Origin of the sequence: Streptomyces sp. NPDC097981 (assembly GCF_040302565.1) — a bacterium.
GTDB lineage: Bacteria > Actinomycetota > Actinomycetes > Streptomycetales > Streptomycetaceae > Streptomyces.
On sequence record NZ_JBEORW010000004.1, the window covers coordinates 74,327 to 89,397 of the forward strand.

At 74.7% G+C, this 15,071-nt stretch carries 10 protein-coding genes; 4 read left to right on the top strand and 6 right to left on the bottom strand.

Annotated features, from left to right (window positions below; all coding sequences use genetic code 11):
• Positions 1-77: 77 nt before the first annotated feature.
• Positions 78-713 (top strand): RNA polymerase sigma factor, encoded by a 636-nt coding sequence (locus tag ABTY04_RS05205; protein WP_352211950.1) that lies wholly within the window; start codon positions 78-80, stop codon positions 711-713.
• On the opposite strand, the gene ABTY04_RS05210 is transcribed toward ABTY04_RS05205, so the two are convergent.
• The 3 genes from ABTY04_RS05210 to ABTY04_RS05220 are packed head-to-tail and all read right to left on the bottom strand — an operon-like array spanning position 640 to position 4,682.
• Positions 640-1,662 carry a MerR family transcriptional regulator gene (locus tag ABTY04_RS05210; protein ID WP_352211951.1) on the bottom strand — a complete coding sequence of 341 codons (1,023 nt, stop codon included), beginning with the start codon at positions 1,660-1,662 and terminating at the stop codon, positions 640-642. The genes ABTY04_RS05205 and ABTY04_RS05210 overlap by 74 nt on opposite strands.
• Before the next feature lie 36 nt (positions 1,663-1,698).
• Positions 1,699-3,072, bottom strand: a complete 1,374-nt coding sequence (locus ABTY04_RS05215; RefSeq protein ID WP_352211952.1) for a cryptochrome/photolyase family protein — start codon at positions 3,070-3,072, stop codon at positions 1,699-1,701.
• Positions 3,069-4,682: an SDR family oxidoreductase gene (locus tag ABTY04_RS05220; protein ID WP_352211953.1), complete on the bottom strand. Its 1,614-nt coding sequence runs from the start codon at positions 4,680-4,682 to the stop codon at positions 3,069-3,071. The genes ABTY04_RS05215 and ABTY04_RS05220 overlap by 4 nt, the downstream gene beginning before the upstream one ends.
• A 133-nt stretch (positions 4,683-4,815) precedes the next feature.
• Here ABTY04_RS05220 and ABTY04_RS05225 point away from each other — a divergent pair, with 133 nt between their 5' ends.
• Entirely contained in the window at positions 4,816-5,295 is a 480-nt protein-coding gene (locus ABTY04_RS05225; protein ID WP_352211954.1) for an Lrp/AsnC family transcriptional regulator, read from the top strand.
• Positions 5,296-5,394: 99 nt separating this feature from the next.
• Positions 5,395-6,756 (top strand): cytochrome P450, encoded by a 1,362-nt coding sequence (locus ABTY04_RS05230; protein ID WP_352211955.1) that lies wholly within the window; start codon positions 5,395-5,397, stop codon positions 6,754-6,756.
• Between the two features lie 6 nt (positions 6,757-6,762).
• On the opposite strand, the gene ABTY04_RS05235 is transcribed toward ABTY04_RS05230, so the two are convergent.
• Both ABTY04_RS05235 and ABTY04_RS05240 read right to left on the bottom strand, forming a co-directional pair.
• Positions 6,763-7,623, bottom strand: a complete 861-nt coding sequence (locus tag ABTY04_RS05235; protein ID WP_352211956.1) for a hypothetical protein — start codon at positions 7,621-7,623, stop codon at positions 6,763-6,765.
• Positions 7,620-12,839 (bottom strand): caspase family protein, encoded by a 5,220-nt coding sequence (locus ABTY04_RS05240; protein ID WP_352211957.1) that lies wholly within the window; start codon positions 12,837-12,839, stop codon positions 7,620-7,622. The genes ABTY04_RS05235 and ABTY04_RS05240 overlap by 4 nt, the downstream gene beginning before the upstream one ends.
• 212 nt (positions 12,840-13,051) lie before the next feature.
• Between ABTY04_RS05240 and ABTY04_RS05245 the strand changes: the two genes are divergently transcribed.
• The gene (locus ABTY04_RS05245; RefSeq protein ID WP_352212150.1) at positions 13,052-14,176 is read left to right on the top strand and encodes an FAD-dependent oxidoreductase; all 1,125 of its coding nucleotides are present in this window, start codon (positions 13,052-13,054) and stop codon (positions 14,174-14,176) included.
• Here the strand turns inward: ABTY04_RS05245 and mltG are convergent.
• The gene (gene mltG / locus ABTY04_RS05250) at positions 14,173-15,057 is read right to left on the bottom strand and encodes an endolytic transglycosylase MltG (protein WP_352211958.1); all 885 of its coding nucleotides are present in this window, start codon (positions 15,055-15,057) and stop codon (positions 14,173-14,175) included. The genes ABTY04_RS05245 and mltG overlap by 4 nt on opposite strands.
• Positions 15,058-15,071: the final 14 nt, after the last annotated feature.

Consider the following 15,071-nt stretch of genomic DNA (forward strand, 5'->3'; position numbering starts at 1 on the left):
CCGGCGCGCCGCCGGGGAGATTCGATGCGAAAACGCTGCGAGTGGCCCGCCCGGCTGGTACTCGTGAGGCTCGGACCATGGACGGAAAAGAACGCACGGAGTGCGTCGTGCCGGGACGCTCGACGGACCATCCGGCCGGTCTCCCGGCCGATGTCGCAACAGGACTCGCGGCCGGTTTCGCGGCGGGCGACGAGCGCTGCATGGAGGCGGTCTACCGGCGCTGGCGGCCGCTGGTCCACTCCCTCGCCCACCGGCGCCTGGGCGACGACCGGGAAGCCGAGGACGTCACCCAGCAGGTCTTCCTCGCCGCCTGGCACGGCCGGCGCCGCTACCGGCCCGGGCCCGGCGGCCTCGGCGCCTGGATCACCGGCATCACCCGTCACAAGGTGGCCGACGCCCTGGAGGCGCGAACCCGGCGGGCCCGGGCGGCCGCGGCCGCCGCCCGCGTCGCCCCCGGTGCGGCCGACCGCCCCGGAAGCCGGCCGCGCCAGGAGTGGGAGCAGGTCCTGGACCGGGTACTGGTCCTCGGGGAGCTGGCCAGGCTGCCGTCCGAACAGCAGCGGGTGCTGCGCCTCGCCTTCTACGCGGACCTGACGCAGACACAGATCGCTGACCGCACCGGGCTGCCGCTGGGCACCGTCAAAAGCCATATGCGGAGGGCTCTGCACCAGCTGCGCCGGTCGCTGCCCGCGGCAGCGCCAGCGACTCGATGACCGCGAGGCCCGAGCGCAGCCCGTGCAGCCGCTCGGTGCGCGGGGCCGGCGCGCCCGCGCTCCAGCCGGGGCCGGCGAGCAGCAGCGCCGCGTGGGCGCGGGCGCCCCGCAGGCCCCACTCGATGGCGGCCACCGACCGGGCCAGGGCCGGATCGGCGGTCGCACGGGACTGCGCCCACAGGACGACGGCCCGCGGGCCGGTACGCCGCACGGCGTCGTGCAGGGCTTCGGCGGGCAGGGCCGCACCGAACATCCGTGCGGGCAGGCTCCGTTGGCCGAGGGCCGCGGTCAGGGCCTCGATGGGCAGGCTGTGCTGCTCGCCGGGCACGCAGGCCAGGAGCACGGGCGGACTGCGGGGTGACTCGGGCGCCGGCCGGATCCGGTGCAGCGCCGCGGAGATCTGCCAGGACAGCAGGTGTTCGACCTCCACGTAACGCTCCCCGGCGGAGGCCCATTTGCGGCCCACGGCGTGCAGGGTCGGTGCAATGACCTGCTCCCAGGCGGTGACCAGGCCGTGCTCGGCCAGGGCCGCCTCCAGCAGCTCCGCCACGGTCGGCGCGTCCAGGCGTACGGCGGCCCGCGAGAGCCCCCGGCACTCCGGGCGGACCGCCCCGAGCGGGAGGGCGCTCGGCCCGCCAGGGGTCGGCGGCGGTGCGGGCGCCACGGCCTCGGCGGGGGGCGCGGCGGGGGCGTCGGCGAGTGCGGCGCGGGCCGCTTCGGCCGGCGGCACCCCGTCGGCGGTGAGCCGGCACATCAGCTCCAGCCGGGCGATGTCCGGCGGGGTCCAGCGGCGGTGCCGGCCGGCCTCGCGGCGGGCGGGGCCGATCGCGTACCGGCGCTCCCAGGAGCGCAGCGTGGTAGGTGAGACCCCGAGGCGGCGGGCGACCGCACCGGTGCTCAGCGCGGCGGCGGGCAGGTCCTGCGGTGGTGTCTGGGGCACGCGGTCCACCCGCTCACGATACGGCTCCGGAGCCGGGCAGGGCGCTCACCCGGCTCCCCGTCCCCGCCGGAACCGGTCCAGCCCGTCGGCGAGTTCCACGATCCGGTCCGGGTAGGCGTACCGGGCCCGCTCCGCGGCGGGCAGCCGCCAGGGCTCGTGCACCTGCGGGGCGTCGAGCCCGGCGAGCTCGGGCACCCAGCGGTGCACGTAGCGGCCCGCCGGATCGTGGCGCAGGCCCTGCCGGACCGGGTTGAGGACCCGGTTGGGCCGGGTGTCGGTGCCCGTCCCGGCCACCCACTGCCAGTTGAGCTGGTTGTTGGCGAGGTCCCCGTCCACGAGGAGGTCCAGGAAGTGCCGGGCCCCGGTCCGCCAGTCCACGTACAGGGTCTTGGTGAGGAAGCTGGCGGTGAGCAGCCGGCCCCGGTTGTGCATCCAGCCCTCGTGGCGGAGCTGGCGCATGGCCGCGTCGACCACCGGGTATCCGGTGCGGCCCTCCTTCCAGGCCTCGGTTTCCTCCTCGGCGGCCGCGCCCGTGCGCCAGCGGTCCCCGCGGTCGCGGTAGTCCCGCACGGCGGTCTCGGGCCGGGCGGCGAGCACCTGGTGGTGGAAGTCGCGCCAGCAGATCTGCCGGACGAAGGCCTCGGCGCCGGGGCCGCCGGCGGCGCGGGCACGGTGGACGGCCTCGGCGGGCGAGAGGGTGCCGAAGTGCAGGTGCGGGGAGAGCCTGGAGGTGGCGTCGCCCGCCAGGTCGTCGTGGGAGTCCTCGTAGCGGGACAGGCCCGCGCGCAGCCAGCGCCTAAGGAGCTCGCGGGCCTCGCGTTCGCCGCCGGGAGCGAGGCCCGGGGAGACACCGGTGACGGACCGGCGCCGGGGCAGCGGGTCGGAGCCGATGCCGTCGGGCACGCGGACGGTGCGCGGGGCGGCGGCGACGGCGCGGGGCGGCAGTTCGGTCCAGCGGCGGAAGTACGGGGTGAAGACGGCGAAGTGGTCGGAGCCGGCGGGCAGCACGGCCCCCGGGTCGACGGCCGTGACCACCGCCCCGTGCACGTAGAGCCGCCGGCCCTCGGCTTCGAGGGCGGTGCGCAGCCCTTCCTCGCGGGCGTGGGCGTAGCCGCTTACCCCGGCTGCCATGTGGACCTCGTCGGCGTCGCACTCCCGGACGAGGGCGCAGACCTCGGCGACGGTGTCGCCGGAGCGCAGCACGAGGCGGCCGCCCCGCTCGCGCAGTGCGTCGTGGAGGCCGGCCAGGCAGTCGGCGAGGAAGGCGAGCCGGTTGGGCGCGGCGAATCCGGCCGCGTCGACGGCGCGGTCACGGACGAAGAGCGGCACCACCCGGTCGCAGGAGGAGAGGGCTGCACGCAGCGGCGGGTGGTCGTGCACGCGCAGGTCGGAGGTGTACAGCACCACCGCGACGTTCATGGCTTCTCTCGCTCCGCATCGGGGCCGGGGGGACGGTCGCCACCCGGTGTTTCGGGCGATCCGGGCCGTACGGATGCGGATGCGGATGCGGATGCGGAGACGGATGTGGCGGCTTCGTCGTCCAGGCGGCGCGCGGCGCGGGCGATGTTGCGGGCCATGCCGCCGAAGACGAAGGCGTGGAGGGGCGACACGCTCCACCAGTAGAGGTGGCCGAGCAGCCCGTGCGGATGGAACAGGGCCCGCTGCCGGTACCGGGCACCGCGGCCGGAGGCCGCGGCCGGGTCGGCGTGCATCTCCAGCCAGGCCAGGCCCGGCAGGCGCATTTCGGCGCGCAGGCGCAGCAGCCGGCCCGGTTCGATCTCCTCCACCCGCCAGAAGTCCAGCGAGTCCCCCACCCGCAGCCGGGCCGCATCGCGCCGGCCGCGCCTGATCCCGACCCCGCCGACGAGCCGGTCCAGCCAACCCCGTACGGCCCAGGCCAGCGGGAACGAGTACCAGCCGTTCTCCCCGCCGATGCCCTCCACCACCCGCCACAGCGCGGCGGGAGAGGCGTCTACCGCCAGCTCCCGCCGGTCGGTGTAGAGGCTGCCGCCCGCCCAGTCGGGGTCGGTCGGCAGCGGATCACTGGGGGCGCCCGGGATCCCGGCCGAGGACCAGCGCGTGGTCACCTTCGCCTCGCGCACCCGCTGGAGGGCCAGGGACACGGCCCGGTCGAGGCCGATGGGGGCGCCGGGCGGATCGGGGACGTACCGCGCGATGTCGTGTTCCGCGCACACCACCTCGTGGCGCAGGGATTCGGCGAGCGGCCGGGCCAGGGCCCGCGGCACCGGGGTGACCAGGCCGATCCAGTGGCTGGACAGCCGCGGAGTCAGCATCGGGACACGGAGGATGAACCGCGGGGGCAGCTGCGCCACGACGGCGTAACGGCGCATCATCTCCTCGTACGTGACCACGTCGGGGCCGCCGATGTCGAAGGCGCGGCTGACCTCGGGCGGCATGGCGGCGCTGCCGACGAGGTAGCGCAGGACGTCGCGGACGGCGACGGGCTGCACACGGGTGCCGACCCAGCCGGGCGTGACCATGACCGGCAGCCGTTCGGTCAGGTAGCGCAGCATCTCGAAGGACGCCGAGCCCGAGCCGATGATGACGGCGGCGCGCAGGACGGTGGCCGGCACCCCCGAGGCGAGGAGGATCTCGCCGACCTCCGCCCGGGACCGCAGGTGGGGGGACAGGTCGCGGACCGGGATCCCGGCCGGGGTGAGCCCGCCGAGGTAGACGATGCGGCGGACGCCGGCCGCACGGGCCTGCTCGGCGAAGATACGGGCGGCGGCGCGGTCGCGGTCCTCGAATCCGGGGCCCGCGCCGAGCGCGTGGACGAGGTAGTAGGCGACGTCGATGCCGCGCAGGGCCGCCGCGACGGACCCCGCGTCGGTGACGTCGCCGCGGACCGCCGGGGCGCGCCCGGCCCAGGGGTGGTCGCGCAGCTTCTCCGGGGACCGGGCCAGACACCGGACGCGGTGTCCGGCACCGAGCAGTTCGGGCACCAGGCGGCCGCCGATGTATCCGGTGGCCCCGGTGACCAGGCAGTGCAGACCGGTGGTGGCCGTCATCGCTGTCTCCGCTCCTCGTCGTCCTCGTCGCGCGTCCGCAGTCGGCGCCCCCGTAAGGGATTCCCGCAGACCGGCGCCTGCGGATGCACGACGACGACGGGGCACCCCGCCGGGCCGTTGGTACAGTCGCGACATGGCGGTGGACGAACTCGACACCCGGATTCTGCGCCTGCTGATCGAGCAGCCACGCACCAGCGTCCGCGAGTACGCCCGGCTCCTCGGCGTGGCGCGCGGCACCCTTCAGGCCCGGCTGGACCGGCTGGAACGCACCGGGGTGATCACCGGCACCGGTCCCGTGCTCTCCCCCGCCGCGCTCGGGCATCCCGTGCTGGCCTTCGTGCACATCGAGGTCACGCAGGGACACCTGGACGAGATCGGCGAGGCGCTGGCCGCCGTACCCGAGATCATCGAGGCCTTTTCGATCACCGGCGGCGGGGATCTGCTGACCCGGGTGGCGGCCCGGGACAACGCGCACCTGGAGGACGTGATCCAGCGGCTGATCCGGCTGCCCGGCGTGGTCCGCACGCGTACCGAGGTGGCGCTGCGCGAGCGGGTCGCGCACCGGCTGCTGCCGCTGGTCGAGTCCGTGGGACGGGCGGCCCGCAAACCCTGACAGGACGGCCGGGGCAGGTACACGACCGGCAGAACGGCCTCGGCGGATGAGTGGCGCAGGGCTCTGGCGGGCTGGGCGGGGCGCTGTCACCATGCGGGCGTGACCGCCACCCTGCCGCCCCGGGGCGCCGAGCGCGGACCGCGCCGGTGGCCCCTCCTCGGGAACCTGCCCGCGTTCGCCCGTGATCCGCTGGCCTTCTTCGAGTCCCTGCGCGACGAGTACGGCGACTGGGTGCCGTGGGCGCTCGGGCCGAAGCGCAACGTGCTGGTGTCCCGGCCCGAGCACGCCGCCGAGTTGCTCGGTGCGGTCGAGACCACCTTCGCGCCGCAGGAACTGGGCTGGGCCTTCCGGCAGTTGCTCGGCAACGGGGTCGTCGTCGCCACGGGCGAGGACTGGCGGCGCAAGCGGGCGCTGGTACAGCCTGCCGTCCGGCCGCGTCAGGTGCGCTCGTACGCCGCCACGATGGTGGAGTGCGCCGACGCGCTGGCCGGCGCATGGGCGGAAGGCGCGCGGATCGAGGTGCACCGGGAGATGGCCGGCCTCACCCAGCGGATCGCGGTGCGCACCCTGTTCGGCGGCGACGCCGCCGGCCGGGAAGCCCCCATCAGCGCGGCCATGGCCGCGGCCCAGCGGGAACTGGGTGCCGAGTTCCGCGGGCTGACGCTGTTCCTGCCGGCGTGGGTGCAGACACCCGGGCGGCGCCGGATGCGCGCGGCGGTGGCGGTCCTCGACCGGGAGATCGAGCACGTCATACGGGAGCACGAGGAGGCCTCGGCCGGCGGGGCTGGGCGGGACGACCTGCTGGGCCGGCTGCTCGCGGCCCGCGACGAGCACGGCGGCCCGCTGTCCCGCACGGAGCTGCGGGACGAGTCCATCACGCTCTACATCGGCGGCCACGAGACCACCTCCACCACCCTGACCTGGGCCTGGCAGCTGCTGTCGGGCGCCCCCGGGGCGAGGGCCCGGCTGGACGAGGAGCTGGAGCGGGTCCTCGGCGGACGGCTGCCGACGTACGACGACCACGCGCGGCTGACCTGGACCCGGCAGGTGGTCAAGGAGTCGCTGCGGCTGTATCCGCCGGTCTGGCTGATCTCGGCGGTGGCCGGGGAGGGCGCGGTGATCGGCGGGCGGCCGGTACCTCCGGGCACGGGGGTGTGGACCAGCCCGTGGTCGGTGCACCGGGACGCGCGGTGGTTCCCGGACCCGGAGGCCTTCCGCCCGGAGCGCTGGGACGCGGACGCCCCGCATCCGGTGCCGGAACACGCCTGGTTCCCCTTCGGCGGGGGGCCTCGGGCCTGTCTGGGCGCCCGGTTCGCCCTGGTGGAGGCGGTCCTGGTCCTGGCGGTCCTGGCCCAGCGCTTCCACCTGGACACGGGCCCCGCCCCGGTCCCGGTTTTCCCCGGTCTCACCCTGCAGCCCACCTGCCCGGTCCCGGCGACCCTGCGGCGGGCCGGGCCGTAGCCGGCGTCACCGCGCGTGCCCTGCCAGTGCCTCGGCGATGACCCGCCCGGTCGGGGCCGCCGTCAGGTAGGGCCGTACGTCGTGCGCCCGGGCCCCGTTGTGGATCGGAAGGTCCCGCACCCGGTCACCGAACAGGGGCCCCAGCTCCTTGGCCAGGGCCACGAGGTCGCCCCCGTCGGCGATGTTGACCCACTGCCGCACGGGGGCGGGCCAACGCCCCCGGCTGTGCGTCGGCGCAGGCCGGAGCCGGTCGAAGACGATGTTCCGCACCCCGAGCGGGGACCCCAGTGTCACCAGGGCCACGTCCGGCCGCTCGGGCCGCGCACACAGGGCTTCGTACGCGACGACGGAGCCGAGGGAGTGCGCGACGACCAGCTCGGTCCGGTCGGTGAGGGTGTCGGCGAGCCGCTGCCCGATCGTGTCCCGCAGGGCGGGCTCGGTGAAGTACCGCCGGACCTGCCTGGCGGCGCCGATCATCAGCCGTTCTCCGATGCCGGCGAAGAAGGCGGAGTGGCTGAGCGCGTCCAGGGCCCGCTGCACGAGGTGCGGGGTGCGCAGCCGGGTCCTGTCCCCCGGTCCGGGGACCCTGCTCTCCAGCCGGGCGGCGTGCTCCCACCACTGGAGCAGCAGTTCGCGCTCGATGCCGTCCTCGACGTCGCCGGCGTCGAGCTCGGGGACGCCCGGCCCGCGGTGGCCCTTCTGCCGGAAGAGGTCCCCGTAGAAGGCCATGGAGACCTCCTCGCGCGGGACACCCGGCCCGGATCCGAGCGTGAGCCCGTCGCTGAGGGCGGGGTACCACTCGGCGAGCAGGGTTTCGGGGCCCAGGACCTCTTGGGCGATGCCGTGGACGAGGACGATGCGGCTCACGGTCGGGCCTCCGTCAGGCTGAGGGCGACGACGCCCATGTCGGTGGCGACGCAGATCCGTCCGGCGGGGTCGACGGCGAAGCCGTTGATGCTGCTGCCGATGTGGATCTCCGTCGTCCAGCTGGAGCGGATCATGTTCCACACCCGCATCAGGCCGTAGCGGTCCGCAGCGATGAGGGTGGGCGTGCCGTGGACCTCCGCGACGCGGATCGCGCTGACGCCCGCGGAGAAGGTGGGGAACTCCCTGCGCAGCCGCCAGCCGTGTTCGTGCGTGTGGACGCGCAGGCTGCCGTCGCCCGATCCCGTGACGACGAGGTCCTCGCCCGCGACGCGGGCCAGTTCCAGACCCGTCGCGCCCAGGTCGTGCCCGCCGAGCGGATCGGCGACCGGCCGTCCTGTCCTGAGGTCCCAGAGCCGTACGGTCCCGTCGTAGGACGCGCTCGCGACGATGTGCGCAGCTCCGAGGACGCCGGTCCGCAGGGCGGTGACCAGGGCCGTGTGACCGGTCATGGGCGCGCCCACGGGTGACTGCGTGCGCAGGTCCCAGGCCTGCAGGGTGTAGTCCCGGTCGACCGACACCACCAACTGCCGCCCGTCCAGCGCATGGGCCGCGGCCTGCCACGAGGTACCGGGCCGCTTCGTGATCCGGCCGCGCGGTCCGAGGCTCCACACGTCGGTGCTCAGCCAGCTGCTCCGTACCACCACGGTGTCCCCGTCCAGGCAGGCCGTGGTGACGTGGTTCAGCGCCTGCGAATCGAAGGGGAGCTGCGGCGCCACCTGCCTGCCGTCGGCCAGGTCGTGGAGACGGACCACCCCGTCGTCCCCGCCGGTGACCACCAGGTCCCGGCCGTCCCCGCCGGGGACGATGTCGGCGGACTGCAGCGACTGGTCCACTCCGCACAGGGGCTCGCCCACCGGCTCCATCGTGGCCAGGTCCCAGATGCGGACGTCCAGCGACCCGGCGGTGACGGCGACGGGCGCACCCTCCACACGGCCGAACACCACGGGCGTCTGCGAGCCGGTGGGACCCATCGAGTAGAACGCTTCCAAGGGCGGGCCGAGCAGTTCCCGCGTCTCCAGGTCCCAGATGCGCACGGCGTCGTCGAGCCCGCTCGTGGCGAGCACCGCTGCGTCACCGATCCGGCCGAGTGTGCCGGCCAGCACGAAGCCGGTGTGCCCGTGGAACGGTCCCGCCACCCGCTTGCCCTCGGTCAGGTCGTGGACGTTCACGTCGTTCCCGGCGATGGAGGACAGGACGACGGCGCGCGCCCGGTGGAAGGCCACGCCCACGATCCGGGCGGACAACGTCACGTCCATGACCTCGAAGTGGGCCGCGGGCCGGGGGGTCTGCGGGGTGCCGTCGCCGGTGAGCCGCCAGAGGTAGGCGTGGCCGAGGAGGGTGGAGAGCACGATCTCCATCCCGCGGCCCGCTCGCCGCACCTTCAGATGCTGGATGCCTCCCACATGGCCTGCCAACGGCGAGCCGACCGCCGCCCCGGTGGCGGCGTCCCACACCCGGGCCGTGCCGTCCTCGCTGCCGCTGACCACGACCGGTCTGCCGTCGAGTTCGCCGAACGCCAGGCAGCGCACCGCGTTGGTGTGCCCCACCAGGACGATCCCCCCGGCGGCGGCCCGCAGCGGCTCCCACAGCCGGACGGTGGTGTCGGAGCCTCCGGTCGCCACGCGCAGCCGGTTGTGGACCACTGCGCAGGCCACGGCGAACACCTGCCCGGTGTGCCCTTCCATCGGAGTGCCCAGCTGCTCCCGGGTCGACAGGTCCCACACCCGGGCGGTGCCGTCCTCACTTCCGGTGACGACTCTCGGCGACCCGGGCCCGGCGCAGAAGTCGATGGCGCAGACGGGCCGCGTGTGGCCCTCCGGCGGCTGGTCCGCCGCCAGGTCCCAGATCCGGGCCGTACGGTCGTTCCCGACCGTGACGGCGAGCGCGGACTCTCCGTGGTTGACCAGCGCGGCGGCCGTGATGTCCTCCACGTGGCCGCGCAGTTGGTGGGCGAGCGGCTGCAGCGTCTGCAGGTCCCACAGGCGGGCGCTGCGACTGCCGCTGGTCAACGCCACCGGGCGGCCGCCGAACTCTCCCGCCGTCGCGGAGAACACCCCGCTGCGGGTGAGGTGGACGTGTGCCATGACGGGCTCCCCGATCTGGCGGCGCCCGGCCAGGTCCCAGCGGCTGAGCATGCCGGCCTCGTCCCCGACCAGTGCCACCGTCAGGTCACCCAGCCGGGCGAGGCACACGGCCGTGACGGCCATCGCGGGGCCGATCAGCGGACTGCCGTCCAGGCGGGCGTCGCCGCCGTCCAGGACGTCGGAGAGGTCCCACACGTGCACGGCCTTGTCCGCGCCGCCGGTGACGGCGATCGGGCGGCCGTCGAGCTCACCGAGGTCCGCTGCCCGGACGGAGCGCCGGTGGGCGCTGAGCTCGCAGCCGAGCTGGCGGCGTTCGACCAGGTCCCAGACCCGGGCCGTGCCGTCCGCACTGGCCGTCAGCACCACCGGACGGCCTCGGACGGCGCCGATGACGATCGATTCGACGCGGTTGGTGTGCCCGCTGAGGGGCGCGCCGTACTCCTGGCCGGCCGACAGGTCCCAGATCCGGACCGTTCCGTCGTCTCCGCCGGTCAACGCCACGGTGTAGTCGCCCAGTTCCCCGATGGCCAGGGCGCTCACACCGATCCCCACCGGGAGCGGGTCCCCGATCTGTCGCTGTGCCTGGAGGTCCCAGACCAGGGCGGTGCGGTCCACGCTGCCGGTGACGGCGATCGGGCGCCCGTCGAGCAGGCCCACCGCAACGCAGGTCACCGCGCGGCCGTGCCCGGCCAGCAACCGGTGGACCCCGCTCGCGGACCACCAGGCCCAGCTCGCCGACCAGGGGCGCAGCACGGACAGCTCCTCCACCCGGCCCGCCAGGCCGTCGGCTCCGCAGCGGCGGGCCGAGAGCTGGAGGTCTGCGGCCCGCTCACCGAGCGGGCGGTCGGCGGTGAGCCGGTGGGCGACCTGCTCGTAGGCCCCCCGGATCCGGCGGGCGCCCTCCCCCTCGATGGCGGCGAACGCCCGCAGCAGCGAAAGGGGTTCGCCGGCGAGCAGGAAGCCGGGGTCCTCGATCAGCTCGACGAGCCGGCCCGCCGCCGCGGCGTGCGTGGCCAGGTGCTGGCGTACGTACGCCACCGCGGCGAACCAGTCCGGACGGCCCTCGGCCGCTCCGGGTACCAGCGAGCGCAGTGCCTCGACCACGGCCTGCTGGATCTCGGCCGGGGGCCGGTCGGCGGTGGCGCGCAGGTGTTCGGCGAGTGCCTTGTGGTAGAGCCGGTAGGCGGAGCGCCGGTCGTCGTCGATGACCTCGGCGACGTAGGCCTCGCCGACGTCGAGTACCCAGGTGACGTCCGCTTCGGAGCAGGGGACTCCGGAGATCACCGAGGCCAGCGCGGTCCAGACCCTGCCGCGCGGCAGCCCCTTGCCCTCCGAGAAGGCCAGTGCCAGCAGCATCCGCCGGACCCGGGGCTCGTCGGGGCCGAATCGGGCCAGGTAGTCGTCGAAGGCCTCGCCGACCTCGCTGGGCAGCTTCTCCGCCCAGTCCGGCCTGTCGATGTCGACGGCGTCCTTGTCGGAGCGGAGCGTACGGGCCGTCGTGCGGGCGTAGAGGTAGACGCCGGCTGCCTTGTCGGCCACCTTGCCCGCCACGGTCCGGGCCAGCCCGGGCCGGTCGCGGTAGGGGGTGCGCACGTCGGCCTCCTCGGCGGCGAGCAGCACCCGGGCGACGTATCCGGTGACGTCCTCGTGGCCTGCCCGGTACTCCTCGCGGTCCAGGTCCATGCAGACGAAGGTGGGGCCGAGCGGGGTCACCAGTTCGTGGCGGGTACCGACGAGGAGTCGTACGCCCTGGATCTCCGACATGGGGCGGAGCAGTTCGCGGGTGATCCTGCGGGGTTCGCCGTGGCCGCCGGCGTCCGCGGCGGTGTCCGACCCCGCTTCGTCGACGGCGTCGACCACGATGATCAGCGGGGGGCCGTGGCGGCCGCGACGGTTGAGTTCCTGGAGCAGCGCGGCCGCGCCGTCGGCCTCGGTGCCGAGGGCGGAGGCGATGCGGTCGACGATCTCCTCAAGCCGCTTGTGCCGGGCGTGGACGGCGGCGGTCACGCATCCTGCGGGAACCACCGTGCGGGAGTCCACGTCCGTCAGGTCGAGGCGGGACCGGTACGCCTCGTCGGAGAGGGCGACGATGCGGCCGAGGACCGCGGACTTGCCGCAGCCCGGGCTTCCGGTGACGACCCGCCCGCGGCCGTCGCCGCCGGCGGCGGTCAGCCAGGCGACGAGCTCGGAGAGGACGGCGACCCGGCCGCTGAAGTAGAGGCCCTGCTCCGATTCGAATTCCACGCCGCGCGAGCGCGGGCCGAAGTGCTCGGTGAGATCGCGGGCGACGACGCGGCGCTGGACCTCCAGGTCCGTGCCGAGCGGGGGTAACTCCTCGCGGTAGCCGGCGTTGGCGAGGAACGGCGCGAGGCCGGTGACCAGTCCGCTGGCCAGTTCGGCGCGCTGGCCGCGGCCCTCGGCTTCGAAGCGTTCGTTGACGGCCTTCACGAGCTCGGTGAGGTCGAGGTACTGCTGGCGCTGCCCGGTGCGTTCCGTGGTGGTGGCGACGGCCTCGCCCAGCGCCGCGACGAAGGCCCCGTCGTCGGCGACGTCCTTGCGCCGGGCGGAGGCCAGGAACCACAGACCCGCGGAGGCGTCGGCCGCCGCGCCCCGGTAGACGATCGTCTGCAGCGCGACGGCCGAGGCGTCCGCGCTGCCCGCACCGCCGGAGCAGGTGTCCAGGATCAGCAGCAGGTGGCGCAGGCCTCCCTTGCAGAGGATGCGGACGAGATCCTCAGTGGCCAGGGCGGTGGCGGCGAGGTCCGCGTCACGCGAGTCCCAGCACAGCAGGTAGTGCCGGTCCCGCTCCTCGACGGCTCCGTGGCCGGCGAAGTAGACCACCACCACGTCGTCTCCGGTGAGGTCTGCGTCGGCGGACCAGTGGCGGAGCTTCTGGCGGAGCTGGTCGGCGCCGTCGTACTCACCCAGTCCGGAGAGCACCGGCGTGTACCCGAAGGAGGTGAAGAGCGCGGACATCGCGCGGAGGTCCGTGGGCACGGAGGCCAGCTGCTCCTCCTCGGGAAGGTTGCAGTACCGGCCGCTGCCCATGCCGATGAAGAATCGTCGCCCCACCCAGCCGCCCCCGCCGCTCGCCGCCATCGCCCGTGATGGGCTTCGACCTTCGACCTTCGACCTTCGACCTTCGACCTTAGCGAGCGGCCCGCCCCGGCGCAGCGGCATCTGCCGAGCCTCGTCCGCATCGCGGAGGGCCTCTTGCCGTGCCGTTGTGGAGGGCCGGGAAGATCCGCCAGGTCCGGCGAGTTGGTAGAACCGTGAACGAAATCATGCAGGGTGCGGCCGCCGGAGTCGGGGATCGGGTCGAGGTCGTCGACGTGGTGGTCGTCGGCGCCGGGCAGGCGGGACTGTCCAGCGCCTATCACCTGGCGCGGGCGGGGATCGGCCATGTGGTGCTCGACCACGCACCGCACCCCGGTGGCGCGTGGCAGTACCGCTGGCCCTCACTGACGTACGGCAAGGTCCACGGGATGCACGCGCTGCCCGGCATGGAGCTCACGGACGCCGATCCGCTGCGGCCGTCCTCGGCGGTGATCGGGGAGTACTTCGGTGCATACGAGGACCGGTTCGGGCTGCGCGTTCGGCGGCCCGTGGACGTCACGGCGGTACGGGAGGGCGCCGACGGGCGGCTGCGGGTGGAGTCCTCGGCCGGGACCTGGTCCGCACGGGCCCTGATCAACGCGACCGGGACCTGGGACCGCCCGTTCTGGCCGCGCTACCCGGGCCAGGAGACCTTCCGGGGCCGCCAGTTGCACACCGCGGACTACCCGGGTCCGCAGGAGTTCGCCGGGGCCCGCGTGGTCGTGGTGGGCGGTGGCACCTCGGCGGTGCAGCACCTGCTGGAGATCGCCGAGGTGGCGGCGGAGACCACCTGGGTGACCCGCCGGCCCCCGGTGTTCCGCGACGGGGGCTTCGGCGAGGCCGAGGGCCGGGCCGCGGTGGCCCTGGTCGACGAGCGGGTGCGCCGGGGACTGCCCCCGCAGAGTGTGGTCAGCGTGACCGGGCTCCCGCTGAACGAGGCCGTCCGGGCCGGTCTGGCCTCGGGGGTGCTGGACCGGCAGCCCGTGTTCGACCGGATCACGGCGACGGGCGTCGCCTGGGCGGACGGGCGGCGGGTGGAGGCCGATGCGATCCTGTGGGCCACCGGGTTCCGGGCCGCCATCGACCACTTGAGCCCACTGCACCTGCGCGAGCCCGGCGGCGGCATCCGGGTCGAGGGCACCCGCGCGGTCCGCGACGAACGGATCCATCTGGTCGGCTACGGACCGTCGGCATCCACCATCGGCGCCAACCGTGCCGGAGGCGCCGCGGTCCGCGAGATCCGCCGCCTGCTGGCACGGGGCGCCGACGGCCCCCGGGAGCCGGCCGCCGCCCGCTCCACCGGGACGGTCTAACCGGCGCGGGAGCCCGCCTGGGCGCGCCGTCCGGTGTCCCCTCCGCTCCCCGCACCGGTTTCGGCGCGGATCCGGTTGAACTCCGCGACGTGCCTCTTGTGCTCCTCGTACGTCGCCGAGAAGCGGGTGTCCCCCGGCTTCACGGTGACGAAGAACAGCCAGTCGCCCGGCGCCGGCGCGACGGCCGCGGCCATGGCGTCCAGGCCAGGGCTGTTGATCGGCGTCGGCGGGAGCCCTTGGCGCCGGTAGGTGTTGAAGGGGCTGTCGATCCATGTCTCGCTGAGCTTGGTGTCCACCGTGCTGCGGTTCAGCGCGTAGTTGATGGTGGAGTCCATCTGGAGCGGCATGGACCGGGCCAGCCGGTTGTGCACCACCCGGGCGACCCGGCCCTGGTCGGCGCGTGATGCGGCTTCCGCCTCGATGATGCTGGCGAGCGTGGCCGTCTGGTACGGGGTCATGCCGTGCGCCTTGCCGCCGTCGGCGACGGCCTTGGCCGCGAGCTTGCGGTTGGCCGTCTGCACCATGTACGCGAGCAGGGTGGCCGGCGTGGACTTCGAAGTCACCGGGTACGTCGCCGGGAACAGGAAGCCTTCCGGATTGCCCTTCGCCTCAGCGGGCAGGGCAAGTCCGGCCGTGGCGACCGCCGCCTTGGCGGAACCCGCCGGGAGCTTGAGCTCGCGGTCGATCGCGGCGTACACCTGGGGCGCCCGCCAGCCTCCGGGAATCGTCAACTGGCGCGGCTTCTCGGGGGCTTCCCCGCTCCGCAGCAGCGGAAGGAGGGCGACCGCACCGATGGCGAGCAGCATGCCGAGGAAGAGCGCCAGACGGCCCCGGCGGGTGAGCCGGGAACCACGCAGTGGCGGCAGGTACTCATGACGCATGCAGGAACGCTAAC